Source organism: [Clostridium] polysaccharolyticum, assembly GCF_900111595.1.
Lineage (GTDB): Bacteria > Bacillota > Clostridia > Lachnospirales > Lachnospiraceae > Clostridium_AI > Clostridium_AI polysaccharolyticum.
In genome coordinates this window covers 1-26,182 of sequence record NZ_FOHN01000031.1, presented here as the reverse complement: position 1 = coordinate 26,182, position 26,182 = coordinate 1, and the positions used below count along the sequence as shown (strand labels likewise).

Annotated in this window: 27 protein-coding genes; 10 read left to right on the top strand and 17 right to left on the bottom strand. The window is 37.2% G+C overall.

The genetic code is table 11. The features are described from left to right. Positions 1–24: 24 nt before the first annotated feature. The 3 genes from BMY85_RS13670 to leuC all read right to left on the bottom strand — a co-directional run bounded on the left by BMY85_RS13670 (position 25) and on the right by leuC (position 4,222). Positions 25–2,157, bottom strand: a complete 2,133-nt coding sequence (locus BMY85_RS13670) for an aminopeptidase (RefSeq protein WP_242939745.1) — start codon at positions 2,155–2,157, stop codon at positions 25–27. 300 nt (positions 2,158–2,457) lie between these two features. Further along, positions 2,458–2,943: a 3-isopropylmalate dehydratase small subunit gene (gene leuD / locus BMY85_RS13665; protein ID WP_092478825.1), complete on the bottom strand. Its 486-nt coding sequence runs from the start codon at positions 2,941–2,943 to the stop codon at positions 2,458–2,460. Between the two features lie 13 nt (positions 2,944–2,956). Then, positions 2,957–4,222, bottom strand: a complete 1,266-nt coding sequence (leuC, locus tag BMY85_RS13660; RefSeq protein ID WP_092478824.1) for a 3-isopropylmalate dehydratase large subunit — start codon at positions 4,220–4,222, stop codon at positions 2,957–2,959. A gap of 124 nt (positions 4,223–4,346) precedes the next feature. On the opposite strand from leuC, the gene BMY85_RS13655 reads away from it, so the two are divergent. From BMY85_RS13655 to BMY85_RS13645, 3 genes are all read left to right on the top strand, one after another. Then, the gene (locus tag BMY85_RS13655) at positions 4,347–5,240 is read left to right on the top strand and encodes a LysR family transcriptional regulator (RefSeq protein ID WP_092478823.1); all 894 of its coding nucleotides are present in this window, start codon (positions 4,347–4,349) and stop codon (positions 5,238–5,240) included. Positions 5,241–5,437: 197 nt separating this feature from the next. Beyond that, positions 5,438–6,187, top strand: a complete 750-nt coding sequence (locus tag BMY85_RS13650; RefSeq protein WP_092478822.1) for an AIM24 family protein — start codon at positions 5,438–5,440, stop codon at positions 6,185–6,187. A 98-nt stretch (positions 6,188–6,285) separates the two neighbouring features. Continuing rightward, positions 6,286–7,446 carry a DUF6273 domain-containing protein gene (locus tag BMY85_RS13645; RefSeq protein ID WP_092478821.1) on the top strand — a complete coding sequence of 387 codons (1,161 nt, stop codon included), beginning with the start codon at positions 6,286–6,288 and terminating at the stop codon, positions 7,444–7,446. Between the two features lie 125 nt (positions 7,447–7,571). Here the strand turns inward: BMY85_RS13645 and dut are convergent, their stop codons facing one another. The 3 genes from dut to BMY85_RS13630 all read right to left on the bottom strand — a co-directional run bounded on the left by dut (position 7,572) and on the right by BMY85_RS13630 (position 10,523). Next, positions 7,572–8,006, bottom strand: a complete 435-nt coding sequence (dut, locus tag BMY85_RS13640) for a dUTP diphosphatase (RefSeq protein WP_092478820.1) — start codon at positions 8,004–8,006, stop codon at positions 7,572–7,574. A gap of 104 nt (positions 8,007–8,110) precedes the next feature. Beyond that, positions 8,111–8,644, bottom strand: coding sequence for an anaerobic ribonucleoside-triphosphate reductase activating protein (nrdG, locus tag BMY85_RS13635; protein ID WP_408643301.1), 534 nt, complete (start codon positions 8,642–8,644; stop codon positions 8,111–8,113). 79 nt (positions 8,645–8,723) lie between these two features. Next, positions 8,724–10,523: a PLAT/LH2 domain-containing protein gene (locus tag BMY85_RS13630; protein WP_177180800.1), complete on the bottom strand. Its 1,800-nt coding sequence runs from the start codon at positions 10,521–10,523 to the stop codon at positions 8,724–8,726. Between the two features lie 153 nt (positions 10,524–10,676). Here BMY85_RS13630 and BMY85_RS13625 point away from each other — a divergent pair, with 153 nt between their 5' ends. Continuing rightward, positions 10,677–11,276, top strand: coding sequence for a rubrerythrin family protein (locus BMY85_RS13625; RefSeq protein ID WP_092478817.1), 600 nt, complete (start codon positions 10,677–10,679; stop codon positions 11,274–11,276). Between the two features lie 138 nt (positions 11,277–11,414). Here the strand turns inward: BMY85_RS13625 and BMY85_RS13620 are convergent, their stop codons facing one another. The 6 genes from BMY85_RS13620 to BMY85_RS13595 form a co-directional block, all read right to left on the bottom strand. Further along, complete coding sequence (locus BMY85_RS13620; protein ID WP_207646556.1) at positions 11,415–11,726, bottom strand: GNAT family N-acetyltransferase; 312 nt, start codon at positions 11,724–11,726, stop codon at positions 11,415–11,417. A gap of 112 nt (positions 11,727–11,838) precedes the next feature. Then, positions 11,839–13,965 carry an anaerobic ribonucleoside-triphosphate reductase gene (gene nrdD / locus BMY85_RS13615; protein ID WP_092478832.1) on the bottom strand — a complete coding sequence of 709 codons (2,127 nt, stop codon included), beginning with the start codon at positions 13,963–13,965 and terminating at the stop codon, positions 11,839–11,841. A 288-nt stretch (positions 13,966–14,253) separates the two neighbouring features. After that, the gene (gene hydG, locus BMY85_RS13610; protein ID WP_092478816.1) at positions 14,254–15,672 is read right to left on the bottom strand and encodes a [FeFe] hydrogenase H-cluster radical SAM maturase HydG; all 1,419 of its coding nucleotides are present in this window, start codon (positions 15,670–15,672) and stop codon (positions 14,254–14,256) included. 13 nt (positions 15,673–15,685) lie between these two features. Next, positions 15,686–15,937, bottom strand: coding sequence for a TM1266 family iron-only hydrogenase system putative regulator (locus BMY85_RS13605; protein WP_092478815.1), 252 nt, complete (start codon positions 15,935–15,937; stop codon positions 15,686–15,688). A gap of 253 nt (positions 15,938–16,190) precedes the next feature. After that, complete coding sequence (locus BMY85_RS13600; protein ID WP_092478814.1) at positions 16,191–16,934, bottom strand: sigma factor; 744 nt, start codon at positions 16,932–16,934, stop codon at positions 16,191–16,193. A gap of 566 nt (positions 16,935–17,500) precedes the next feature. Beyond that, positions 17,501–17,980 (bottom strand): hypothetical protein, encoded by a 480-nt coding sequence (locus BMY85_RS13595; RefSeq protein ID WP_092478813.1) that lies wholly within the window; start codon positions 17,978–17,980, stop codon positions 17,501–17,503. 269 nt (positions 17,981–18,249) lie between these two features. Here BMY85_RS13595 and upp point away from each other — a divergent pair, with 269 nt between their 5' ends. Continuing rightward, positions 18,250–18,879, top strand: a complete 630-nt coding sequence (upp, locus tag BMY85_RS13590) for a uracil phosphoribosyltransferase (protein ID WP_092478812.1) — start codon at positions 18,250–18,252, stop codon at positions 18,877–18,879. Positions 18,880–18,955: 76 nt separating this feature from the next. On the opposite strand, the gene BMY85_RS13585 is transcribed toward upp, so the two are convergent. From BMY85_RS13585 to BMY85_RS13570, 4 genes are all read right to left on the bottom strand, one after another. Next, positions 18,956–20,014: an aldose epimerase family protein gene (locus BMY85_RS13585; RefSeq protein WP_092478811.1), complete on the bottom strand. Its 1,059-nt coding sequence runs from the start codon at positions 20,012–20,014 to the stop codon at positions 18,956–18,958. Further along, on the bottom strand, positions 19,998–21,218 hold the full coding sequence (locus BMY85_RS13580) for a PAS domain-containing protein (protein ID WP_092478810.1): 1,221 nt from the start codon (positions 21,216–21,218) through the stop codon (positions 19,998–20,000). Before BMY85_RS13580 ends, BMY85_RS13585 begins: the two co-directional genes overlap by 17 nt. Continuing rightward, entirely contained in the window at positions 21,219–21,911 is a 693-nt protein-coding gene (locus tag BMY85_RS13575) for a hypothetical protein (RefSeq protein WP_092478809.1), read from the bottom strand. Between the two features lie 226 nt (positions 21,912–22,137). Then, entirely contained in the window at positions 22,138–22,338 is a 201-nt protein-coding gene (locus BMY85_RS13570; RefSeq protein WP_092478808.1) for a cold-shock protein, read from the bottom strand. A 298-nt stretch (positions 22,339–22,636) separates the two neighbouring features. Here BMY85_RS13570 and BMY85_RS13565 point away from each other — a divergent pair, with 298 nt between their 5' ends. The 4 genes from BMY85_RS13565 to BMY85_RS13550 all read left to right on the top strand — a co-directional run bounded on the left by BMY85_RS13565 (position 22,637) and on the right by BMY85_RS13550 (position 25,302). Then, positions 22,637–23,008: a CidA/LrgA family protein gene (locus BMY85_RS13565; RefSeq protein WP_092478807.1), complete on the top strand. Its 372-nt coding sequence runs from the start codon at positions 22,637–22,639 to the stop codon at positions 23,006–23,008. Continuing rightward, positions 23,001–23,681: an LrgB family protein gene (locus BMY85_RS13560; RefSeq protein ID WP_092478806.1), complete on the top strand. Its 681-nt coding sequence runs from the start codon at positions 23,001–23,003 to the stop codon at positions 23,679–23,681. The genes BMY85_RS13565 and BMY85_RS13560 overlap by 8 nt, the downstream gene beginning before the upstream one ends. A 118-nt stretch (positions 23,682–23,799) precedes the next feature. Continuing rightward, positions 23,800–24,687: a dipicolinate synthase subunit DpsA gene (gene dpsA, locus BMY85_RS13555; RefSeq protein WP_092478805.1), complete on the top strand. Its 888-nt coding sequence runs from the start codon at positions 23,800–23,802 to the stop codon at positions 24,685–24,687. Positions 24,688–24,714: 27 nt separating this feature from the next. After that, positions 24,715–25,302 (top strand): dipicolinate synthase subunit B, encoded by a 588-nt coding sequence (locus tag BMY85_RS13550; protein WP_092478804.1) that lies wholly within the window; start codon positions 24,715–24,717, stop codon positions 25,300–25,302. A 179-nt stretch (positions 25,303–25,481) separates the two neighbouring features. Here BMY85_RS13550 and BMY85_RS13545 read toward each other — a convergent pair whose 3' ends face one another. Continuing rightward, positions 25,482–25,811, bottom strand: a complete 330-nt coding sequence (locus BMY85_RS13545) for a DUF1430 domain-containing protein (RefSeq protein ID WP_092478803.1) — start codon at positions 25,809–25,811, stop codon at positions 25,482–25,484. Between the two features lie 36 nt (positions 25,812–25,847). On the opposite strand from BMY85_RS13545, the gene BMY85_RS13540 reads away from it, so the two are divergent. Then, a partial coding sequence (locus BMY85_RS13540; protein WP_177180801.1) for a transposase occupies positions 25,848–26,182 on the top strand: 335 nt, incomplete at its 3' end.

The window sequence follows — 26,182 nt, the reverse complement described above, 5'->3', positions numbered from 1 at the left end:
AGACATCCTTGCCCCTAAACTTTATTATATTTCCAATGCATCATTTAGTCTTTCAGTTCCTTCTAACACAAACTTGCCCTCTGTAATAATGGGAATTCTCGTTCCATTCTTTTTAACCACGCTGATTTCACCAAGTTCATCATATGGTATGGTAATATCCGTATGACAGTTAAAATACGCTTTATCCATATCTGTTTTCCGCAGAATAGAGCATTCATTATCACGTGCCACAATTTCTTTTCCATCTGGATTATATACTTTTAAATCCTCGCTCATTCGGTAACAGGTATCTCCTATGGCAAAATGCGGTCCTGTCTTTTCTGCTATCAGAATCGGAAGCATTGCCTGGATATCATACTTTCTGCCCATTTGGTAAGCAGTTGTGTTGGTACCAATCGCAAACTCACCGATTGGCAGGCTCTTATGCTGGTTAAGAAGATTATCCTCAATGTATTTTTTGTTTTTTGCTTCTTCTTTAAAATTACTGCAGAAGTAATCTTTAATCATTCCATTTTCAAAAACAAGTTTTAAGTTTTTATACTCCAAGCCTTTTAAAAATACTCTTGTTACATGAAGCATGCCATTGGTTCCTTCTAGTTTAGGCGAAGTAAACACTTCTCCTACTGGAATATTTACATCTGCAAGACAGTTTTCAAAGTTAGTCTCTTTTTCAGGATTTTTTAATTCTCCTAATTTTACTTTGATATCTGTCAGGTTGCCATTGGTTCCTTTCACAATAACATAATCCCCCTGATCTAAGGTATCAATGATTTTCTGCTGGATTTCTCGGTACATATCCATATCCAGTGTATTTACTTTCACTGTCTCATGGAAAATCTCCTGAAACTTATCCCCGATCTCTGGAATTGGAAATGCAATAATACAAAAGCTGGTTTCATCCCCTGGCATATATTCATTGCTTATCTTACCCGCTTCATTGGCATAATACACCATAAGCTTCTGCTGCTTTTCTGATAAAACAGCTGCTTCTTCTTTTTCTACTGGCTCAAATGGCACTTCTCCAAATACTTCAATTAAACATGGACCTGCAAACTGTTTTGCCAGATCCTTGTACTTTTCATATGCCATACGAAGAGTTGCAAGCTTTCTTTCTACAAATCCTTTATCCAGATATAAGCCTTCATCAAAGCGGTGATCATAGTCAAACTGCTGAACTGGGAATGTTGTAGTATAGCCAACTTTCAAGTTTTTCTTTTTATGAATGCTGCTTTTTGCCGCACTGTAAATGGTCGGTTTCAGTCCCATTTTTTCAAACTGGGCAATTGCACTTTTTAAGATTCTCTCAAATCCAATATTGTAACGGATATTTACAGTAGACTTCTTGCTTAAATCAATATTGTTATTGATAAACCCACTACGGTAGCCTTCTGTAAAAGTAGCTGCCAGACTGTCAATTTCTTTTTGAGACAGAGTATTCAAATACGCCGCAGCACCAAGTTCATTTTCTCCAATATATTCTCCAAACTGGTATAAATAACGTAAATCATTTAAATCCCACTCTTCAATAAGTTCTGCTACAAAGCTTAAAGAAGGATCAAAAAGTTCACGGGTACGCATTTCCATACGGACATCACTATAATCACTGATATAGTAATACACAGCTGATTTAGCGTCTTTGTATGCATTACCGGAATTATCATTGTAGTATCCGAAAATCTCTAGAAACAGTTCAATCCCTATAGTCATATCAAATAATCTCTGGGTAAATGCATAGGAAACCAAACCTGTTAATTCCGTATACACAAAACTTAATAATTTTCCGTCCTTCTTTCCTAATTTCATGGCAGCATACTGAGGATTTAAAAAACTGGTCTCATAGGACTCCTGCTTATCCAGTCCTAATGTCTGGTATAAATCATGATTTAGTTCCTGCAAAGCTTCTAAAGCCATAGTCTTTGTTTCGCCTGTAACAACCAGTCCATATGTTTTCTCTATTTTTTTTAAGTATTCTTTTACTTCCTGGAAATAGCAGAAAAAATTTTCATTTTCCTCTTGGAATAACCATGTACTTTCTTTTTCTTCTAACATAGTATTTACACGGTCCATAGCAAGTTCATAGCGCTCTTTCACGGATTCATTTTCTTCTCTTAATTGATCTAAATAACTCATCAGTCCATTATCCTTTCTTATAGGCATATTGTAACAGGCTCCAGCCAAATGACTTGGAAACACTAATGCTATCTTTCTTCTTGGGTCATCTTGCCACCTCCATATTATGGAGATATTTTTTGTTTACTATTTTAATAGTTTACTATTTTAATATTATACCTTTGTTTTGTTCTTTTCAATATATGTTCAAATTCTACATATGCCTTGCCATTGCTAAAAGTTAATTAAACCATCTATAATCCTTAAAAGAGGATGTTGCGTATTTATGCAGCATCCTCTTTTTCCATATGTTTTAATTCCATTTTTATATTTATTTTCTACAGTTGATTATTTCTCATTAATATAGTTCATAAGTCCACCACTCGTAATAATCTTCTGCATAAACTCTGGAAATGCCTGGCCTTGGAACTGTGTTCCTTTGGTCTTGTTGTAAATCATACCAGAATCAAAATCCACTTCTACATTATCTCCTGCTTCAATGTTCTGTGCAGCTTCTGGACATTCGATAATAGGAAGTCCGATATTGATTGCATTTCTGTAGAAAATTCTTGCAAATGTCTCTGCAATAACACAGCTGACACCAGCACATTTAATAGAAAGTGGTGCATGTTCTCTGGAAGAACCACATCCAAAGTTTTTGTTGGCAACGATAATATCGCCTTCTTTTACCTTTGTGGCAAAATCTGCATCAATATCTTCCATACAGTGTTTTGCTAATTCATTTCCGTCTGATGAATTTAAATATCTTGCTGGGATAATGACATCAGTATCTACGTTGTCTCCATATTTAAAAACTGTTCCGTTTGCTTTCATGTTCTTATCCTCCTTATAATCCTAATTCTGCTGGCTCAGAGATTTTTCCTGTAACAGCACTTGCTGCTGCAACTGCAGGACTTGCTAAATACACTTCGGATTCTACATGCCCCATACGTCCTACAAAGTTACGGTTTGTAGTAGAAACAGCACGTTCTCCTGCTGCCAATACACCCATATGTCCACCAAGACATGGTCCACAAGTTGGTGTGCTTACCACACAGCCCGCTTTGATGAAGGTCTGGATTAATCCTTCTTCAATTGCCTGTAAGTAAATCGTCTGTGTTGCCGGGAACACAATCGCACGGATGCCAGAAGCAATATGACGGCCTTCTAGCACTTTTGCCGCAGTTCTTAAATCGTCAATACGGCCATTAGTACAAGAACCAATCACAACCTGATCAATCTTCACATCACCAGATTCTTTTACTGTCTTTGTATTTTCTGGAAGATGAGGAAATGCAACAGTTGGCTCCAATGTTGATAAATCAATGGTATATGTCTCATCATATTCTGCATCTTCATCTGCTTCATATGCTGTAAATTCTTTCTTAGAATGTTCTTTCATATAAGCGATTGTCAAATCGTCTACTGGGAAGATCCCATTCTTAGCACCTGCTTCAATAGCCATATTGGCAATGGTAAAACGGTCATCCATTGTTAAGTTCTTAATTCCATCCCCTGTAAACTCCATGGATTTATATAGTGCACCATCTACACCAATCATACCAATAATATGTAAAATTACATCTTTGCCGCTTACCCATTTAGATGGTTTGCCTGTTAATACAAATTTAATCGCAGAAGGTACTTTAAACCAAGCTTTTCCTGTAATCATTCCCGCACCCATATCTGTACTTCCTACGCCTGTGGAAAATGCTCCTAAAGCTCCGTATGTACAAGTGTGTGAATCAGCACCAATACAAGTTTCTCCAGCTACAATTAATCCTTTTTCAGGTAATAATGCATGCTCAATTCCCATTTCCCCAACTTCGAAATAGTTGGCAATATCCTGTGCTTTGGCATACTCACGGACACATTTACAATGTTCAGCAGATTTAATATCTTTATTCGGTGTAAAATGGTCTGGTACCAAAGCAATTTTATCTTTATCAAAAACTGTTTTTTTATTTAATTTCTGAACCTCATGGATCGCTACTGGTCCTGTAATATCATTGGCTAGCACTAAGTCCAGATCTGCTTCAATTAACTGTCCTGCAGCTACTTTATCAAGTCCAGCATGAGCAGCTAGAATTTTCTGTGTCATCGTCATTCCCATAAAATAATTCCTCCTAACTTTCTCTTGTAATTTTTATGTACACATTGTAACATAGAAATTACTATAAATGAAATACATATAAACTATGTTTATGATAACTTGTAGTTATATTAGGAGGTTGCCTATGGATTCCAATCTTTCTCTTTACCATATTTTTTATACGGTAGCTAGGCAAGGAAATATTTCTAGAGCTGCCAATGAACTTTACATAAGCCAGCCAGCTATCAGTAAGGCCATTCAAAAGCTAGAAGCATCCTTGTCCGTCACTTTATTTCACAGAAGTTCCAGAGGAGTTACTTTGACTGAAGAAGGCACCATTTTATACGGCCAGATAAGCACTGCATTTGAAACAATCCGAAAGGGAGAACAGGAGATTGCCCGCATGAAACAGCTTGGTATCGGACATCTTCGCATTGGTGTCAGCACTACCCTTTGCAAATATCTGTTACTATCCTATTTGAAAGGGTTTGTAGAAAAATATCCACACATAAAAGTAACCATTCAATGCCAGTCTACCTTTGATACCGTTAAACTGTTAGAAAAGGGCCAGATTGATATTGGGCTTATCGGAAAGCCAGACCACTTAAAGAAACTTGTGTTTCATCCTGTGAAAACCATTCAGGACACTTTTGTTACAACTGCCACCTATTATGAGAACCTGAAACTTCGTACTGGCGAAATGGAGCTGGATATTTTCAAAGATGGGAATATCATGCTTCTGAACGAGGAAAATATCACAAGACGCTACATTGAACGGTATTTTGAGAATCAGGAAATTATTATAAATCAAATTCTGGAAGTCAGCAATATGGATCTTCTGATTGAATTTGCCAAAATCGGTATTGGCATTGCCTGTGTCATCAAGGAGTTTGTACAAGATGATTTGAAAAACGGAACTTTAATGGAACTGCCAATTTTAAGAGAAATTCCAAGGCGGGAAGTCGGTTTTGCCTATGCCAATGACGGATTCCAGAACCAAACCATCCAGAAGTTTATTTCTTTTGCTGCCAGACAATAATCGTGTTTTCTCTTCCATAATGGCATACCCCTTCTACATTTTCAGCATGTTTTTTCGAACGTATGTTTGTGTATTTTTGCTTTTTTTTGCCCAAAATGTGCAAATAGCACAATATAACCACATGACATGTATTTGTGCATATTAGCAACATATGATACAATATAGTACAAGGTATAATAGTTTTGAAGGAGGATATCATGTTTCAGCTTAATATGAATGACACAAAGTTCAAGAGAAGACTTGAAGAAAAAGGGGCTTTCACAATCTTTGAATATGCACAAGATCTTAGTGTGGAACCAGCAACTGCAATCCAGAGTTTTTATGCCTCTCAAATGAATATTCGAAAGAGGCAGGTTTATATTACATTGAATAATACAGATGTAATTACTCAGGCAGGTTCCATGCAGTGGATGGCGGGTAATGTTTCTGCTGCTACTAACATCAAAGGTGCTGGTGACCTGATTAAAAAATTTGCAGCATCAAAAGTTACAAAAGAAAGTGCAATTAAGCCTCGCTACCAGGGAAATGGCATGATTGTTTTAGAGCCAACCTACAAACATCTTCTTATCGAAAATGTAGAATCCTGGAACGGCATGGTAATCGAAGATGGACTTTTCTTGGCCTGCGATGGAAGCGTTGATATGAAAACTGTTGCACGTAATACACTCTCATCTGCATTAGCCGGCAATGAAGGATTATTCAACTCCTGTCTTACAGGACAAGGCTATGCAGTATTGGAATCACCTGTACCAAGAGATGAATTAATAGAAATTACACTCGATAATGACACCCTAAAGATAGATGGCAGTTATGCAATTGCTTGGAGCCAAAGTTTAAAATTCACGGTAGAACGAACAACCAGAAGCTTAGTTGGTTCTGCTGCATCTGGAGAAGGTCTGGTCAATGTATATCGTGGTTCTGGAAAAGTGCTCATGGCTCCTTTATAAAAACTGCCTGCATAGTTGTTTTGTTCATTAACAGATTTATGTTTGTTAATTATTTCAATACAACTGCTTAATTTAGGATGAAGAAAGGTTTTAACAGGATGGAAGAGATTTACCAGCAAACAAAAAAATTATTCAATGCAGCCGACTGCATGGTTGCATGTAAAGACAAAATCCTGATATATCGTAAAGCTCTTGCAGGTTTCAAACAAATAGAAGACTACAAGGACTCCAGACAGTATTGTAAAGAATGTCGCAAACGTGCAAAACAGACGAGACTTGACATAAAAGCAAATGCTTATGAATCAGCTTTAAAAAAGCTTTCTAATGCAAAAAATGCTAGAGATTGTGACATAGCCAAAGAGCAGTTTCTAAATCTGGAAGATTATCAGGATGCGCCAAACATGGCAGAAAAGTGTTTACAGCTCAAAGCGAAATTTGAAAAAAAATCAATCCGAGGTAATATGATGCGAATAATGATAGCGGTTTTTGTAGTAGTGCTCTTTCTTTCTTTCACAACTACATCTTTCAAGTATTTCCGCGCGCGCGCTTACAAAACAGCTGGGATGTACAGCATGGCAATCAAGCTTTATTCAAAGCTGGATACTTATAAAGATTCTGCATCCAGACTTGAAGAGTGCAAATATTATTACGGACTGAAATTAAAGAACAATCAGGATTACTCTCATGCTAGGCAAGCTTTTGCCCAGGCGCACTCTTATCAAGACAGCGACGTACAAGAAGCGGCAGTTGAACAGTTAATTGTTCAAAATTCTAACGTGGGAAAACAAGTTATAATTGGTGGTCACTCATGGACCATCCTTGACAAGAAAGAAAATGCAGCTCTATTAATTAAAAATAGAGCAATTGATGATATCACCTACCATAACACATTAGAAAATGTGACTTGGGAAAATTCAGATGTCCGTGAATTTTTAAATGGCAAGTTTATGGATACCTTTTCAGAAGAAGAAAAAAATAATATTCTAATGTCTGATGTGAAAATGGATGATAACGAAATGTATCAGGTAGACGGTGGAAATGACACCAAGGATCAGGTATTTCTTCTTAGTTTAGATGAGGCACAACAGTATGCTGACATAATGCCTAAATGCAAAGTCAATACTTGGCTTCGTTCCCCAGGAAGTGACCCAAAAACAGCTTCATTCCTGGCAGAAGGAAATATCATTATGGAATATGGCTATCTAGTTAATGTAGCTGGATTTGCTATTCGTCCTGCTATGTGGTATGTTTATGAATAAAGGAAAACTCCCAATGAGAGATGAAATCTGATTGGGAGTTTTTTTATGCACATGCAAAGGTACAATAATAACTGCTGCTAAAAACCGAACTGGCAAAGAGCTTTGGGATATAGATTAATAGCAAACTATTTCCCAGTAGATCCAAATCCGCCAGTTCCTCTTCTGGTCTCATCCAGTTCCTCAACCTCATCAAATTCTACTACAAGATAAGGCATCACAACCAGCTGTGCTATTCTATCTTTTGGATTCACTACTTTCTCATCACTGGAATCATTGTGTAACGCAACAATATATTCTCCTCTGTAATCAGAATCGCAAACTCCAACACAGTTTGCTGGACGTAAGCTTTGCTTTGCTGCCATTCCGCTTCTTGCAAAAATTGCACCAAAATATCCTTCTGGAATCTCAAATGCTAATCCTGTACCGATTTTGCAGTTCTCATTTGGCTTTATCACAACCGGTTCCTGAATATCTGCATACAAATCATATCCTGCGGCATGTTCACTGCCTCTTGTTGGAATCGTTGCTGTCTCAGTTAGTCTCTTTACATTTATCTTCATTGTTTTTCTCCTTTACCCGTCATTGTCAGAAATTGCCATTTCTATTTTCCCGCCTCGGCTATTTTACCACGTGGAAATGTTCCCTGTAAAGTATTCCTTACTCACTATGCCTCATCCCAAAGCACCACTTCTCCCTGTTCTATGGATTCCTGTACCAGAATGATTCTCTGATTATCGGAACCACGGAAACGAACACCTAAATTCTTTCGTTCTTCTTCAAACTTCCCATCTACAATTACATCCAGATAAGAAATCATTTCTCTGGTTTCTTCCCACTTCTCGTACATTTCTCCAAGAATCTGCTGGTCAAATAAATATCCGGAAAAACACCAGATTGATTTTTCCGGAAGTTCCTTTCTAACTCTTCGCAATAAAGGAAGAATGCCTTTCTGATTAGCATATTCAAAAGGCTCACCGCCTAGAATGGTCAGCCCTTTGATATAGTCTTTATTTAAATATTCTATAATAAGGCCGATTTCTGTTTCTGTAAATGGCTTGCCATACTGAAAATCCCATGCCTCTTCATTAAAACATCCTTTGCAGTGATGGGTGCATCCACTTACAAAAAGAGAAACCCTGACACCTGGCCCATTGGCTACGTCAATTCGTTTTATATCTGCATAATTCAATGTGTACACCTTCTATCCTTTGTCTTAAAAACATAGTATATGATACTTTATTTTACTGCGAATATCAAGGTATACCATTGGGGGCAAATTATTTTAGCTGAAATACCACTTTGGTAAATTCATTCCAAATTCTTCCACCATTTTGATAAGTTTCAAAGTCATTTAGAAAACATTCCTTTTGTTCCCATGATTTATAGTCTTTCGGTTCATTTTTAGGGATTGCCACATCTAAGCTATACAAATAATTCAGTACTTTGGAATCTGTCGCCAGTCTTTCCAAACCTCGCTTTTTCGTTACGGGATATGGATATACATTTCGCTTGGTTAATGTCTTGGTACTAGAATTACTTAATAAAACAAAGCCATCGACTGCATCTGTCACCACAATAGATGAGATGCGCCAGTCATCATCAATCTTTATGTAATCTTTCCATAAACGGATTTCTTTAATATCACTATACAGTACAGAGTATGGAAGCTGGAATACATAGGTGTCTTTATCTCCCATTTCAAAATCATTATAGCCTGGTTTATCCATAAGATACTTTAATACAGTATCTTTTCCATCATTTAATGCCAGACCAAAGTATACATTATCATCCGTACCAGACCAGAGCTTGCTAGAAGTCTTGATCGTAATGTTTAATTTGCTGACAGATGGCTGTAACAGTTTTCCTATAAACTGTATTGGAGAACCGTATTTGACCATAATACTATTCAGATTATCCACTCCAATGAGACTTAGCATTCCCATATTTAGTGCCTGGGCAAATGGACGGAATGTCTGATTGTAAATGGCTGAACCTGTTTTTCCAAAGTTTCCGCAGTCTGCATCAATACGATCTGTAACATTTTTAGAATCAAATAGGATTCCGTTATTTAAGTAAAGCTCTGGCTGCTTCATCATCTTTTTAAATAATTCAATGATTTCTTCAAAGTCTTTTACACTGATTCCAGTGGCTGCATAAAGCATCTGGGATAAGACTTCCGTTGCCATTTTCTTTAGAGGCTCTAGAATGAGCTCAAAAGCAACCTTCAAAAGTTTCAGGCTTCTTGCAAGATCAATTGCCCACACAGGAATAGCGGTTGCCTCTACTGCGTAATCTTTTACCCATCTTTCAAAGTCTTCTTTTGCCTGGGACATTCCTCCATCATCCTGTAAAAAGTCTACTGCTATCTTATTCCACAATTTATACCATTCTGTAATGGCTGTTTTAATTTCCTTCTGCCAGCCTGGATAATAATTAACGATATCCAGCATACGTTTTGTACTGTCGGATGCCATTGTATTGACATCGTCCTGAACGGATAATAAATATCCCAAAACATTTAATTCCGTATATTTTGCTCTTGCATCTGCGGAAGAAAAACATCTTCCTATAAATTCGACTGGTGCCTGGATATTCATGCTTTCTGTTGCTGGTACTTTCTTATCTATGTAAGTTTCAATTAAAATATGCCGGATTGCAATTAAAGCACTATCTGGGTTATTACGAATGTCTTCTAACCCTGGGAAACTTCCTTTAGATAGATCATTCACATAATAATGCGTCCACATATCATTGGCATAGTGCATCATGTAACCTAGATAAAATGCGTAATCAGCTGTCCATTCTGAAGAGTTTTTTGACGTTTTTGATAATTCATTTTCGACTATTTTAAGCCACTCACCTGAATAAGATGGGTGAATATCGGACTGTCCAATAATTATGTCTGGATAAAAGTCGGGGCCTACAGCTCCTGCACGAAATGCTTCTGGATGTTGTAATATTGCGGTTCTTACCTCTTGAGGAATGGTGTACGCTGTCCCCTTTATGGTAACTGCACCTTTTTCCTTAATCTCCTTCATAAGAAGGTTTGCCATATAAATATGACCTTTACTTTTCATAAGATACCTCCTGATTTTCAAAACATAGTAACTGGCTACATTTACCATTTTAACACAAACCAGATTGCATGTCATTTTCATTGTTTGAATAAAACTGCAATTTTTGAGAAATGCTAAATACACAACTAATTTTCTTAGAAAGGATAATGGAATATGGATTTTAAAACCAGTGAAACCAAGGACAATTTAATGCGTGCATTTGCAGGGGAAAGCCAGGCTCGAAACCGCTATACATTTGCAGCAGAAGAAGCAAAAAAGCAGAAACAGGAGGTTTTGGAAAAGGTTTTTTTATTTACTGCTGAACAAGAACGGGCACATGCAAAGGTGTTTTACCAGCATTTGAAAGAATTAGCTGGAGAAACCATCCATATTGATGGTGGATATCCAGTTGACCTTAGCGAAAATCTGTTAGAACTGTTAAAGAGAGCACAACATAATGAATATGAGGAATCAGATGACGTTTACATCGCTTTTGGCGATAAAGCAAAAGAAGAAGGATTTCCGCAAGTAGCCAGCTCCTTTTACAATATCGCTGGTATTGAAAAAGTTCATGGAAACCGTTTTGGCCGTTTTGCGAAATGGCTAGAGGAGAACAGCTTATATGTAGCTAGTGTTTCCCAAGGCTTTATGTGCCTTAATTGTGGTTACATTTACGAAGGGGAGCAGGCTCCGAAAAAATGTCCTGTCTGCGGTGTGGATCAGGGATATTTTATCCGTCTGCAGCTTGCCCCTTATACAGACGAGTCTAAATAATAAATCAAAGTATGAGTTCCTCATACTCTCGCGGCCATTATTGTCTTGAGGAAACTCAGACTTTGCCGCGCCGAAGGGAATCCGCTGCTTTCCAAGCGAATCTTCCTTTCCCTGAGTGCGCATCCCGCCCCTGTCTTTTTAGGGGCTTTTAACTTGATAGGAAATGGAGAGTGCCGCATCCACTAATTTTGCTGCTATACCTTTATGCCTATGTAATTCACTTACGGCAGTATGATGCAAGAAACCTCTTCGTCCATCATGGCCTGCTAGTATCACACCCGCAATCCTTCCATCCTCTTCCGCCACATAACAGGTGGCCGGATTTCTCTTTAAATATTTCTCAATCCCCTCTTTGGAATCATCTGCAGGATTGAGCCCCATTCCCTTACAGGACTGCCATAATGCATATACTTGGTCATAATCCTCTATAGTCATTATCCGAATATTCATATTTTCTCTCCCTTCTATCCTTGAAATCCTATAGACAGCATCAAAATAAAAAGAGACCAAAAAATTCACATATGCTTTTTTTGATCTCTTCTTTACCTTTCTCTATTCTGCCCTACACATGCAGCACCCGAGCCTTAATCTCCTTAGTCTTCCCAGCATTCCAGAAATTCTCGCCCAGATACCCACAGGTTCTTCTTGTAACATTCATCTTATTCTTGTCTTTATTATGGCACTGAGGGCATTCCCACTCGAAATCATCGTTAATTTCGATTTCGCCATCAAAACCGCACACATGACAGTAATCCGATTTCGTATTAAACTCCGCATACTGAATGTTATCATAAATAAACTTCACGATATCCTCTAACGCTTCAAGGTTATTTCTCATGTTTGGAATTTCCACATAGGAAATGGCTCCGCCTGATGAAATCACCTGGAACTGGCTCTCGAATGTGAATTTGCTGAATGCATCTATCTTTTCACGTACATCTACATGATAAGAATTTGTATAATACCCCTTATCTGTAACATCTTTGATAGAACCGAATCTCTTCTTATCGATTTCTGCGAAACGGTAGCATAGGGATTCTGCCGGGGTTCCATATAAACCGAATCCTAGGCCAGTTTCTTCTTTCCAAGTGTCTGTTGCCTGTCTTAGGCGATTCATTAATTTTAAGGCGAATTCTGTGCCTTCTGGCTGTGTATGGCTCACACCTGTCATTAATTTTGTAGCCTCATACAAACCGATGTATCCTAGTGAAATGGTGGAGTAACCGCCGTGTAAAAGTTTGTCTATCTTCTCACCCTTTTCTAGTCTTGCAATGGCACCGTACTGCCAGTGGATTGGACTTACATCAGATTTGATTCCTTCCAGAGAACGGTGACGGTACATTAATGCTTCAAAACAAAGTGCCAGTCTGTCCTCAAGAATCTGCCAGAATTTCTCCATATCTCCATCTGCAATAATACCAATCTGCGGAAGGTTTAAGCTGACAACCCCCTGATTAAATCTTCCTTCAAATTTATAATCGCCATTTTCGTCTTTCCAAGGAGATAAGAAGCTTCTGCATCCCATGCAGCTAAATACGTTTCCTTCGTAGTTTTCACGCATTTTCTTAGCGGAAATGTAGTCAGGATATAAACGCTTAGAAGAACATTTTACGGCTAATTTAGTGATGTAGTCGTATTTGCCGCCTTTTAAGCAGTTGTGTTCATCTAATACATAAATCAGCTTAGGGAAAGCAGGAGTAACATAAACGCCCTTTTCATTTTTAATGCCTTCTAGACGCTGTTTTAAAATCTCTTCGATGATTAAGGCATTTTCTTCTACATACTCATCTGCAGGATCCAGATTTAAGAATAACGTTACGAATGGAGACTGTCCATTGGTTGTCATTAGTGTATTGATTTGATACTGGATTGTCTGCACACCAGATTTTAATTCATCCATCAATCGGTCTTTTATAAATTGTTCCATCAATTCCTCTGATAAGGAATCGCCGTATTTTTCAACATAGTGCTTTCTGTACTTTTCTCTGCTCTTTCTCAGGTATTTTCCTAAATGGCGAACATCTACGGACTGTCCTCCGTACTGGCTGCTGGCTACAGCAGAGATAATCTGTGTCATAACGGTACATGCTACCTGGAAGCTCTTAGGGCTTTCAATTAACTTTCCGTTCATAACAGTTCCATTGTCTAACATATCTTTTATATTGATTAAGCAGCAATTGAAAATCGGCTGTAAGAAATAATCCGCATCATGAAAATGTATCACGCCCTCTTCATGTGCCTTGGATACTTTTTCTGGCAGCAGCAGACGTCTTGTTAAGTCTTTGGAAACTTCTCCTGCAATTAAGTCACGCTGTGTAGATGCGATTACAGCATTCTTATTAGAGTTCTCCTCCATGACTTCTTTGTTGCTGTTCTGGATCAGGCTAAGGATAGATTCATCTGTTGTATTGGCTTTACGTACCAGTTCTCTGCGGTAACGGTAAATGATATATGTTTTCGCTAATACAAATTTTCCATCTGCCATAAGCTTCTGTTCAATAATGTCCTGTATGTCCTCTACCTGCATTTTTGCCTGTCCCATATTTTCGATGCCAGCAATGATGCATTCCATCAGTTCGTCAGATGCTCTTTCCAATTCGTCCACTTCGATATTTGCTTTGCGGATTGCAATTAAGATTTTGTTTCTATCGTAAGGAACTACTCTTCCGTCTCTTTTTACTACTTCCATATTATTCAAGCCTCTTTTCATTTTTACCTTTGCCATGATATTGGACAACTGCCACTTTACGACATTCGCCACCTCCTGGCATTATTCACTTTAAGGCATTTCCCACCTTGTAACACATAAAAGCTGTTTTCAAAATATATCAGTAATATTACGAAAACAGCTCCTTGATTATAACACATTTAGATGGTCTTGTCTATACTCATCACTATATATTGTGTTCATTCCATTCTACTCACTATATCTTGTATTTCTTGTATACATAGCCAAATCCCTTGCTGCAAGCCACTTTTAAAAGCGGAAGTCCCTCTCACCTTCTTGTATTTTTTCTATTTTTTCCATTGTACGCTGGCGTATTAACAGATTTTGAATCCCTTTTATTTCCTCTTGGATTACCTTTTCTCCTATACATTTTGTTTCTTGGGCTGCATAATCCTGTAAATATTCTTCCAAGGTCATAAGGGCATTTGGCAGACAGCAGTTTGCAATCTGTCCAGATTTTACAAGTTTCATAAAACGGTCACCAGTACGGCCTTCTCGGTAACATGCTGTACAGAAACTAGGCACGTATCCTAAGTCCAAGAGCCATTTTACCACCTGATCCAGTGTACGGTTGTCATTTACGTCAAACTGTGCTGAATTTTCTTCCTCTGGTTCTTCTTCGGCGTAGCCTCCTACACTAGTTCTGGAACCGCCGCTAATCTGGGATACTCCATATTTTAATACCCGTTCTCTTGATTTTACGGACTCACGTGTGGAAATAATCAATCCCGTATATGGTACAGCCACTCGAAGCACTGCTACTAATTTAGCGAAAATGTCATCATTTATGGCGTCGGAAAATTCTCCTGGATCAATGTCGTCAGCGTGGCGGATTCTTGGCACGCTGATAGTGTGTGGCCCAACGCCTTTGTAAGCTTCTAAGTGTTCTGCATGCATTAAAAGACCAGTAAAATCGTAACGGTACATGTTAAGGCCAAATAAAACGCCTAACCCTACATCGTCGATTCCGCCTTCCATGGCACGATCCATGGCTTCTGTATGATAAGCGTAGTCGTGTTTTGGTCCTGCCGGATGAAGCTTTTCATAATTTTCTTTGTGATAGGTCTCTTGGAATAAAATATAAGTGCCGATTCCCGCATCTTTTAATCTTTTGTAATTCTCAACCGTTGTAGCGGCAATGTTTACATTGACACGGCGGATTGCTCCATTTTTATGTTTGATGCCGTAAATGGTCTTGATGCTTTCTAGGACATACTCAATTGGATTATTGACAGGGTCTTCTCCTGTCTCCAGTGCCAGTCTTTTGTGCCCCATATCCTGAAGTGCTACTACCTCTTTTTTGATTTCTTCCTGTGTCAGTTTCTTTCGGCAGATGTGTTTGTTCTTTGCATGATATGGACAATATACACAGCTGTTGATACAGTAATTGGAAAGATATAGTGGTGCAAACATGACAATACGGTTTCCATAAAATTTCTGTTTGATTTCCATTGCCAGATCAAACATTTTCTGATTCTGTTCCTCTAACTCACAGTCTAACAGAACCAGTGCTTCTCTGTGGCTTATGCCTCGACAGGCTCTGGCTTTCTCCAAAATAGCTTCAATTAATTCTCTGTTGTTTTTGTTCTCTTGGGCATATGTAAGGCTTGCTAATATTTCTTCGTGATCAATAAATTCTTCTGCCTTTGGTGACATTACGTTATACATTTCCATTTCTCCTTTACTGTTTCACCTTTGCCTGAACACTTTTTACGGAAATGCCTTGAATCATACCTAATTTACCTGACAAGCTGCTGATTATGTTTTCTGATGCGTCAATTACAACTGAGATAATATTTACCCCTTTTTCCCGATAAGGAAGTCCCATTCTTCCTACAATATACTGGCTATGCACGTGAAGCAGCTGGTTTACTCTCTCTACTGCTTCTGTTTCTTCTACAATGATGCCAATGAGAGCGATCTTTGTGTCCATTCCTTATCCTCCTTTGCTGTGCTTCGTTGCAGAAAAACAGCTGCCTATTTTATGTTTCCATAAGCAGCTGATACATATCTTCTACCTGTCTTATGATCTCTTACTCTTACACTCAGGCGAACCTAAAGTACTCAGAAAAGATAAATTATCATGGCTTTGGTACTACGGGATTTCGTCCCCCAGTACCAAAGTTTTCTTTCTCCCCTTCCATTATAGTTTACAAGAATTTGAAAAACAAGTAGTGAATAAAATCTTATTTTTCTTTTGATAGATTTAGGATGTCCCGGATTTCTTCTTCTGAAATCTTCGTATAGTCTTCTAGTTCTTTCACAGATGGAGCTCGTCCCATATCTTCTTCTAAATGTTTTGCGGCTTCACGAATCAGATTGGCTTTTGCCACAATGGTATCTTCTTCGGATTCTTGGCTGGTTTCTTCGTCAATGGCTGTAACGATAGCATCTTCGATTACAGTAAGCATATAAGCCTCATCCACCGCCTCTCCTGATTCCAAAAGACGGTCTATTGCCATAACTGCCGCCATATTCCCTTCCTGAATCAGGTCTTCCACACGGACACCTTTGTTTTTATACTTCTGTACAATTGTAATAACGTCGTGGAGGAATCCATTAATCAGACGCTTCTGGTTTCTGTCTTCTCCCTTTGAAAGCTCTTGTAAAAACAATTCTTTCTCTTCTTTTGATAAATGCTCCACTTCCTGAAGTTCTTCTTTATACATTTTCAAAAAAACAGAATCCTCTTCTGTTGCTTTTTCTTCTTCGGGAACTTCTATTTCTTTTCTCGGTGGCACGTACACAAAACCTTCTACTTCTATTTTATTTTCTGCAAGATATGCATATACAGCTTCAAACTGCTGCTCGGAAAGTTCAACATCACCTAAAAGCTTTGCCAGTTTATCCTTGGAAATGCGGTTTTCCTGCACTTTTGCCACTTCCATAATTTCTTTTAACATTTCTAGAAATTTACCTTGTTCTATCATATCGCTCTCTTCCTGTTCTCCTTCAATCTTACTTTTATTATGTCCATATTACGCATTTCCTTATAAATCCGTCAAGCATTTTATTTATTTTTATACTATTTCTGGTAACTTGTTTAGGATTTGCAAACATGCGTTCGAATATTATGATAAATTTACAATTTCATATAAAGTAAAGAAATGTCCCGATCTTGTTATTGTACCACCACGTTATGAGTTATATGAAAAAAGCTCCAAGGCTTTTATGGACATTTTAAGGGAACCAGCAGCTAAATATTTTTGATATGGATATGTTTGTACGCCAGAGCCATTTAGAAAAAGCCATTGACCAGATACGACAAAAGTATGGGGATGATTCTGTATTCCGTGCCAGTTTTGCTCACAAAGAGCAGAACATATGACTGGAGGAATCAAAAAAGAACACCTTAACCCGGATAAAGATTATATTCTGTAACATAAACATAAAATTTTCCCATTTAAAACAAAGCCTGGCTTCCTTACCCATGCCCTAGCAATTTAAAATACCTCTGGCTAAAAAGCCAGAGGCAGAATACTTATGATACAGCCAGTTATTCCGTCTGCTGTCTTACTCTCATAAGAATCAGCTCATCCAGTACAGACTTGTAAACCAGAATAATGTGTGCATCAATGAAACAGTATTTATTTACAACAAACTCGAATGTTTTATATAAAAAACTAATCGTAAGGACAGCAATACTACCTAAACTAATCCACCACAAAAATCCTTGTGACAGAATTATAATTATGGTAAGAATGTAAGCAATCAGAACAAACAGATATTGCTTACTAATTGATAATGCCAAATGCATACAATCAAGCAGACGTTCTAGCATTTTCTGCAATGTTGCTATGTCACGATCTTTTAGAATATTATAAATATCATCGTGAATCTCTTTGTTGCTTAGTTTGGTACTGTCATATTTTTTTTCTATAATTAACTTTTGATAACAAAAGAAATACTTATTATAACGACTTGCTCCTAACTCTTTTGTGATAAGCTTTTTGAACACACTTGACAAACTCTTCACCAACCTTCCTTGTCTCGGTATTCCTGTTTTTTGCTAATATTATATTATAAGCTATTCTAGTAATATATTATTCAGATGCCACTAAATTGTTTTTAGCATCTGCCAACTTTCCATCCCATTATTTTTTGATTTTTCGGCATTCTATTGTGGACTCTTTTCATATAAACAGATAAGTTCTATTATTTTTTCCCTCTTTTCATATATTTCTATAAGTGTTATAATATTCAGAAATGCAAAAATACAAAATTTATATAACCGGAGGGAAACATATGTCAAAAATAACAGTCATGAACCACCCACTGATTCAGCACAAAATTGGAATCATGAGAATGAAACATACATCAACAAAGGAATTTCGTGATCTGGTTTCTGAAGTTGCAATGCTTATCTGCTATGAAGCAACTAGAGAACTTCCTTTAGAAGATATTGAAATAGAAACCCCGTTAGTAAAAACAACTGTAAAAGAAATTGCGGGTAAAAAATTATGTATCGTTCCAATTCTCCGTGCCGGCCTTCATATGGCAGACGGTATTTTAAACCTGATTCCCAATGCCAAAGTTGGACATATTGGCATGTACCGTAATGAAGAAACACTTGAACCAGTTGAATATTTTTGTAAATTACCTCACGATGCCGCAGATCGTGAAATTTTTGTAGTAGATCCAATGCTTGCAACTGGCGGTTCTGCTATCGCAGCTATTAACAACCTAAAACAAAGAGGAATTACAAAAATTCATTTCTTATGTTTAATTGCTGCTCCTGAAGGAGTAAAAGCGTTACAGGAAGCTCATCCAGATGTAGATGTTTTCATTGGTGCATTAGATGAACGTCTTAACGAAAATGGTTACATTTTACCTGGCTTAGGTGACGCTGGCGATAGAATCTATGGTACAAAATAAAAGATTATTTTAACATAAAATGCTCCCCTTACTTGAATGATCCATTGTTCTTTCAGGGGAGCATTTCTTTTTTCTATCATTTCGTTAAGAATTTATAAACTGTTACTGAGTTAAATTCCTCTTCTGCTTTTAAAATAGCATTTGGGAAGTTTGGTGTATTCACTGCATTAGGAAAATTCTGTGTTTCAAAACAAATTGCATCGTATGGCCTGTAGCTTGCTCCATCTTTTGCGTTATCTTCTTCTAGGTTATTGGCAGTATAGATCTGCACGCCTGGACGATCGGTGTAAACTTCCATAAGCCTTCCGCTCTCTTCCTCCCAGTATTTTGCAATTAATTCTGCATCTTCGCCTTGATTTGGTCTAAGAACAAAGTTATGATCGTATCCCTTTCCTTGTTTTAAAGGTTTGTAATCTGCATGAATATCCTGTCCGATTTTCTTCATTGTACGGAAATCCATAGGGGTTCCTTCTACATCACAGAATTCCCCTGTTGGAATTAATTCATCATCTGTAGGAGTAAACTGATCTGCATACAATTCTACTTTGTGGTCTAGTACAGAACCGCTATTGTGGCCTGCCAGATTGAAGTATGAGTGGTTTGTAAAATTAATTACGGTATCTTTATCGGATACAGCCATATATTCCATAACAAACTCATTCTCCTCTGTTAATGTATAAGTTATGGTAATATCAAGATTTCCAGGGAATCCTTGTTCCATGTCTTTGCTTAGTCTTGAAAATTCTACGGATACAGAATCCTCTTCTTCAAACGTATCTGCTTCATAGATCACCTTATTATAAGCTGGGGTTCCACTATGAAGATTATTTTCTTTTTCATTCTTTTGAATCTGATATGCTGTCCCATTTATCTCAAATCTCGCATCTTTAATACGGTTAGCATGTCTTCCAATAAAAGCACCTTGTCCTGAACTATCTTTTACATAACCTTCTAACTTATCATAACCAAGGACAACGTCCTTCACATTTCCGTTTTTATCTGGCACTAAGATATTTTTAATGATAGCCCCGTAGCTGATACAAGATACTTCCATGCCATTTTTGTTCTTTAGTGTGTAAACATTGACCTGTTCACCTGTCTCCAATTTTCCAAATGGTTTAACTGTTACCTTCATTTTCTGCACCTCTCTCATATTTCTTTTCTAATTCTTTATAACACTCTTCTGGAAAAACATAAAACATGCCTTCTCTTAGATATGTGTTTCTCTCTGAAATTATTGAATATGTGATATCTTCAATCCATACATACCTTCCATTCCCTTTTCGAATCCGATATACTAAAAATGGGAGTTTTCCAGCAGGCTCCTTCATATACAAGTCCAATTCCTTCTTAACACGTTCTAAATCTGCTGGATGAACGAGCCTAGCCCACTTCATGATACCACTATACACTTCATGAATAGGGTAACCAAACTCTGCGAAATTTGAAGACACATACTCAATTGGCCATCCTTCTTCCATTCTACAGGCAACTGTATATTTTCCTTGCTGGCTAACGATACGGCTTAACATCTGTTTCTGCCTAAGGACTGTATCAAATAATCCTTTGTATTCATCCCGGCTTAAAATAATATTGTAATTGCCAAGCAGCCCTACTGCTTCTCCATTGCGGTCCAGCACTGGTACTAGATTCAGCCGGATAAAATAATCTTTCTCCTGTTTCCATTTCAGTTTAATAGTATGTACTACATTAAACTCTGCCTGCTTACTGCGAATTACGTTTTCTTCTGATAATGAAACAAACTTGCAAACTTCTTCTTCTAAAAAATCTTCATTTCGGACACCATTTGCAGTTTCTAAATTATTGTCTGCCATAAAATGCCGATTCGCCATTATAAAATCACATTGACTGGTTTTATAAAATAATCTTGGTACTAAAAGTGACATATACTTGTCATACATCATCTTATAAGACTGTTCAAAAAAACAAATGGTAACATGCTGTTTCTCATACAGGATTACATTTACCTGCATATCGATCTCTATACTCTGTTCTTTTTCTAAAACTTTTACGTTATAGAAAACCTGCTTTTCCTGCTCAATAATCGCATGGCGAAATCTGGCTTCTACTTCTGTGCTCATAACCTCTTTTAAATATTTGCACTTCTCACCGATAATTTCACTAGCACTTCTGTTTTTTCCAATAATCTTACCCGTTTCATTAATAAAAACAATCGTTGGGAAATCTACATAACTAGCCAATTCCTGAAATATTTTTTGGATACCTAGTTTCATTCCATGTACCTCACTGATTTTCTTGTGCTTTTTCCACTTTTCATTATAACAAAACCAGTCTGTAACGCAAGTATTCTTACCCATTTACGGTATATTTTTATACTCGCCACAGTACCTGCAGTCCTTAGCTGCTGCCTGGCAATATGCACAAGGATCCAATTTTAATGGTTCTTCTGCTTTATAACTAAACATAGCACCTATGGTTGATTTTAGTGGATACATCATTTCTCCTTTGTAGAAAACATCGATTTCTTCACCGTGCAGTAACGTATATATCTTTTTCCCTTCTGTCATAGGCATGCCAAAATATCCTGGTCCTACTCCTTTAGAAAAACAAATAGAGTCCTCTGTTTCATATTCTTTTTTTACAAACATCCTGAAATTCTGCATCATCAGATTTCTTACTCGATCCATACATGCATTTTGGATAAAATGATAATTCAGTTCCCCAGCTCCATAATTTTCATAGGAATCTGGACTACATGAAATCAGATATGCCATAGCTGATTTTATGGGAAATGATGCAAACTCTTTCAATACATCACAAGTTAGAGATACATCCGATAGAATAATCTGATTTTCCTGTATTCTCACTAGCCCCTGTTCCACATCTTTTCGCTCATAAGAAAGCATCATGCCACGAATTGGCCTGCAGGTGGCGAAAAAACGTCTAGCTTCTAAAAAGTCTACATTAATATTCAGCTGCTTAATCTGCTTCCAGAAGTCCGTTGACTGAAACAGTTTCTCATAGGAAAATCTCAATATCTCTTTTCTCATTATTTTATCCTTCTTCTCCTAGTGTCTTAGTTTATACAGATTCTTTTATGCAGTTTACATAGCCAAACTTAAGTTTACAACATAAAAAAGGTTATCCTGAGGGATAACCTTTTTTAATCAACTTCGTTCTAACAATATAACACTTAATCCGTATAAACTTAAAAATCAAATCATAATCAAACTTTAAAATCTATAAGAATAAAGGTACACTGTAAACTACCTTTGATTACGCAATTGTTACGTTAGTTGCCTGAGGTCCTTTAGCACCATCAACAACATCAAATTCAACTGCCTGGCCTTCTTCAAGGGATTTGAAGCCATCCATGTTTAATCCTGTGTAATGTACAAAGATGTCACTTCCAGCTTCATCTGAAATAAAACCATATCCTTTTTGATTGTTGAACCATTTTACGGTACCTTTGTTCATAATAATTCCTCCAAATAATAAATAATCATTGCGATGTCTCACAATGTAATCAGTATACCATCTTTCACCAGCTAAGTCAAATTGTTCTTTTACATTTTAAATCAGTAAAGCAGGAATTTATTATTGTGGAATTTATTGATTGAAAACCAGCTGCTTTCTATATCTTCCTTGTTTTTCATAACATTTTGTGATATATTTTTACTGTTTCTCTAATACTAAACTGTATCAGAAACTACATAACCAGCCAATTATTTTCTTACTAAACTGGCTGGATTTTACTACTAAGGAGAATGAAATTATGGACATTTTAAAACAGCTGCTTCTTATTTTCTTTTTATGCATCTGTGGGGAAGTCATATCTGCTCTCTTGCCATTTGCCTTTCCTTCCAGCGTTATCAGCCTGCTGCTCCTATTCCTTTTGCTTATGCCAGGCATAATAAAGACACACCACATTGATAAAGTTTCTGACTTTTTACTTAACACTATGGCCTTTTTCTTTATTCCTGCTGGCGCTGCCATTATTGAAAAATACGAACTCATAAAAGGGGTTCTGCTGCCTTTGTTTATCATTACACTATTTACAACCATATTCACTTTTGCTGTAACAGGATATACCGTTTCCTTTTTTATAAAGCGAATGAATAAAAAGGAGGAAAAGCATAATGGATAATATTTATCAAAATCCCCTTTTTGGAATTGCTCTTACTATATTGGCATTTCAAATTGGATTATATCTTAACAGAAAAACGAAAAACGCCCTTGTCAATCCTCTTTTGATAGCAATTGCTCTTATCATTACCACTTTACAGGTTTTTGACATTCCTCTAGAAGCCTACCAGAAAGGGGGCAATATTATAAATATGCTAATCGGACCTGCAACTGCTGTGCTCGGATATTCCATTTATAAGCAGGTTAAAATCCTAAAAAAATATTTCCTTCCTATCTTTGCTGGCTGTTTATTTGGCAGTTTAGCTTCCATAGGCAGTGTGTATGGATTATGCAAATTATTCTCTATGAAAAATAGCATTTTATCCTCTTTGATTCCAAAATCCGTAACTACCGCCATTGCAGTAGAAATCAGTGAACAGCTTGGCGGAATTCCATCTATTACGGTAGCCATTGTCGTTATTACTGGTGTACTTGGAGCTGTTTTAGGACCATTTCTGATTAAACTCTTCCACTTTGACCATGAAGTAGTACAAGGCGTAGCATTGGGTACTGCAAGCCATGCTGTTGGTACTAGCAAAGCCATAGAACTTGGGGAAGTCCAGGGTGCCATGAGTGGAATTGCAATAAGCGTATCTGGCATTATTACCGTGATTTTATCCCTGTTTCTTATGTAGTTTTTTGCTCCTAATATGTTCCTAAAATGGTGATTGTTTATAGGTACATTTTCCTTCTTATAAATAATCACCAACCTATCCCCCACACATATACTTATAGAAGAAGGGGGTTCTAAACATGTCAAATATTAAAAATGCAAAATATTCTAGAATTTCATTTATTGGTGGTGATTTAAGACTTTCCTATATGATAAAAGAACTGACCAATAGAGGATATGATGCAGCTGCTTACTGTGTTCCACAAGCTGGTACTTTTTCACGTGTTACAATCGTAAATTCGTTACAGGAAGCTCTCGATTATGCTGATGTGATTGTTGGACCCGTACCTTTTTCCAAAACACAGCTTACCATAAATTCAGCTTATGAGGCGAAGGATCTGGAGATTCAGAATTTTCTTACTTGTCTCAGACCTTCACACATTATTTTTGGTGGTGCTATCACACCATGTATTAAGCGTTTCTGTGGTGTACATTCCATCAAGCATGTTGATTTTATGGAAATGGATGAGGTTGCAGTTCTTAATGCTATTGCAACTGCTGAAGGTACTATTGCCGAAGCAATTATGCGAAGCCAGATTAACCTATGTAATAGCACATGTCTAGTTCTGGGATACGGAAAATGCGGCAGTGTTTTAGCTGCTAAACTGAAAGGACTGGATGCCAAAGTAACTGTTTGTGCCAGAAGAAAAATAGTGCTGGCACAAGCCAAGACAGCTGGCTTTGATACTTTGCCATTTGAATGTATGCCAAACTCACTAAGTGAGTTTTCATTTATTTTTAATACTATTCCAGCTCAATATTTTGATGAAAGTTTATTAAAAGAGGTTTCTGTGGATGCAACCTTAATTGACATCTCCTCTAATCCTGGATGTTTTGATACGGATGCTGCTTCTAAACTTGGACTAAAAACAGAGCTTTGTCTTGGATTACCTGGAAAATATGCACCAAAATCCTCAGCAGGAATTCTAACTGACGCACTTGTTGCAAAACTTGAATCTCTTTCGTAACCTTTCCTGTAAGAAAGAAGTGGTTTCATGAAATTGGAAGATTGCACTGTTGGTGTTGCAATGACTGGGTCTTTTTGTACCTATAAACAGATGATTGAACAGATCGAATCGCTTGTTGCACATAACATTAACGTAATTCCTATTTTTTCGGATAGTGCCCAGACACTTGATAGCCGGTTTGGGCATCCACAGGATTTTATGGAGACACTTGAGAAAATAACTTTAAATAAACCGGTTCTGACAATTCCAGCAGCAGAGCCTCTTGGACCAAAGAACAAACTTGATTTAATGATTATTGCCCCATGCACTGGCAATACTCTTGCGAAACTTTGCCACGGTATTACAGATACACCTGTATTAATGGCTGCAAAAGGACATTTAAGAAATGGAAAGCCTTTAATCATTTTCCTATCCAGCAATGATTCTTTAGGCATTAATTTTACTAACATTGGTTCGTTAATGAATATGAAACATATTTACTTCGTTCCTTTTGGCCAGGATAATTATAAACAGAAACCAAATTCTATGGTCTCTCATTTTGATTTAATTGAAGATACTTTACGGGCAGCTCTAGCTGGGGAACAGTTACAGCCAATTGTATTGGCTCCTCGGTAATTATTTTTCTGTAATGGAACTGGATTTTCAAGGAAGCTTAGATTTTGCCATACAGTAGCTATCAATTTGTCATATATTTCTAAAAGCCTTCATCCTCCGTATAATAAACTTACTGGCTGTATGAAGGCTTTTAGTTAAAATCTTATCCTCAAAGGACTTATCAGAACTGGTAATTGCAATCATAAGCAGCCCCCTTTCAATGCCTTTTGTATATTCTGCTTCTCAACCAAAATAATATTTTTCAAAATAATGGCTAATTCAATTCCTGTAATTACAAGCCCAGTAATAATACAAATCAGCATACTTAAATGACTCATAAATAGACTTGCAATACCAAGCATGGAAATTGTAACTACATCTGTAAAAATATTTCGCAGGATAAGTTTTTTATGTCTTTCAAATAAACTATATCCTAAAACCTTTTTTAAAGAAATCTCTAATGCATGTGTACGGTATTCCATTTTATTAGTTGCCACAATTACGGCAATATCAAGAAGTAAAACCAGCACACATAAAGAACTTAAAAAACTGAAGTATTACGACAAATTATCAAAGAAAATGACTTAAAAAGCGTTGGTGACGTTTCTGCTCTGCTCAAGGAGAGCTTTAAAGACCTGCTTCAAGAACTTTTGGAAGCGGAACTGGATGTTTCCCTTGGATACGATAAAAACCAGAAAAACGAAGCCAATACTGATAACAAACGAAACGGTCACTACCCTAAAACTGTGAAAAGTACACTGGGCGAACTTAAGCTGGATATTCCACGAGACAGGAATGGGGAGTTTGAGCCTGCAATTGTACCCAAATACTGCAGGGACATCTCTGGAATCGAAGAAAAAGTTATCTCACTATATGCAAGAGGGTTAAGCACAAGGGATAT

Bases quoted from the DNA above. Each gene is read 5' to 3' on its own strand.
- leuD (WP_092478825.1), bottom strand. From the start codon at position 2,943: ATGAAAGCAAACGGAACAGTTTTTAAATATGGAGACAACGTAGATACT.
- leuC (WP_092478824.1), bottom strand. From the start codon at position 4,222: ATGGGAATGACGATGACACAGAAAATTCTAGCTGCTCATGCTGGACTT.
- BMY85_RS13585 (WP_092478811.1), bottom strand. From the start codon at position 20,014: ATGAAGGTAACAGTTAAACCATTTGGAAAATTGGAGACAGGTGAACAG.
- BMY85_RS13620 (WP_207646556.1), bottom strand. From the start codon at position 11,726: ATGAATATTCGGATAATGACTATAGAGGATTATGACCAAGTATATGCA.
- BMY85_RS13600 (WP_092478814.1), bottom strand. From the start codon at position 16,934: ATGATAGAACAAGGTAAATTTCTAGAAATGTTAAAAGAAATTATGGAA.
- upp (WP_092478812.1), top strand. From the start codon at position 18,250: ATGTCAAAAATAACAGTCATGAACCACCCACTGATTCAGCACAAAATT.
- BMY85_RS13630 (WP_177180800.1), bottom strand. From the start codon at position 10,523: ATGAAAAGTAAAGGTCATATTTATATGGCAAACCTTCTTATGAAGGAG.
- BMY85_RS13580 (WP_092478810.1), bottom strand. From the start codon at position 21,218: ATGGGTAAGAATACTTGCGTTACAGACTGGTTTTGTTATAATGAAAAG.
- BMY85_RS13575 (WP_092478809.1), bottom strand. From the start codon at position 21,911: ATGAGAAAAGAGATATTGAGATTTTCCTATGAGAAACTGTTTCAGTCA.
- BMY85_RS13605 (WP_092478815.1), bottom strand. From the start codon at position 15,937: ATGGACACAAAGATCGCTCTCATTGGCATCATTGTAGAAGAAACAGAA.
- BMY85_RS13550 (WP_092478804.1), top strand. From the start codon at position 24,715: ATGAAATTGGAAGATTGCACTGTTGGTGTTGCAATGACTGGGTCTTTT.
- BMY85_RS13560 (WP_092478806.1), top strand. From the start codon at position 23,001: ATGGATAATATTTATCAAAATCCCCTTTTTGGAATTGCTCTTACTATA.
- BMY85_RS13565 (WP_092478807.1), top strand. From the start codon at position 22,637: ATGGACATTTTAAAACAGCTGCTTCTTATTTTCTTTTTATGCATCTGT.
- nrdD (WP_092478832.1), bottom strand. From the start codon at position 13,965: ATGGAAGTAGTAAAAAGAGACGGAAGAGTAGTTCCTTACGATAGAAAC.
- BMY85_RS13670 (WP_242939745.1), bottom strand. From the start codon at position 2,157: ATGCCTATAAGAAAGGATAATGGACTGATGAGTTATTTAGATCAATTA.
- dpsA (WP_092478805.1), top strand. From the start codon at position 23,800: ATGTCAAATATTAAAAATGCAAAATATTCTAGAATTTCATTTATTGGT.
- BMY85_RS13570 (WP_092478808.1), bottom strand. From the start codon at position 22,338: ATGAACAAAGGTACCGTAAAATGGTTCAACAATCAAAAAGGATATGGT.
- BMY85_RS13625 (WP_092478817.1), top strand. From the start codon at position 10,677: ATGGATTTTAAAACCAGTGAAACCAAGGACAATTTAATGCGTGCATTT.
- BMY85_RS13650 (WP_092478822.1), top strand. From the start codon at position 5,438: ATGTTTCAGCTTAATATGAATGACACAAAGTTCAAGAGAAGACTTGAA.
- dut (WP_092478820.1), bottom strand. From the start codon at position 8,006: ATGAAGATAAATGTAAAGAGACTAACTGAGACAGCAACGATTCCAACA.
- BMY85_RS13645 (WP_092478821.1), top strand. From the start codon at position 6,286: ATGGAAGAGATTTACCAGCAAACAAAAAAATTATTCAATGCAGCCGAC.
- hydG (WP_092478816.1), bottom strand. From the start codon at position 15,672: ATGTATAACGTAATGTCACCAAAGGCAGAAGAATTTATTGATCACGAA.
- BMY85_RS13655 (WP_092478823.1), top strand. From the start codon at position 4,347: ATGGATTCCAATCTTTCTCTTTACCATATTTTTTATACGGTAGCTAGG.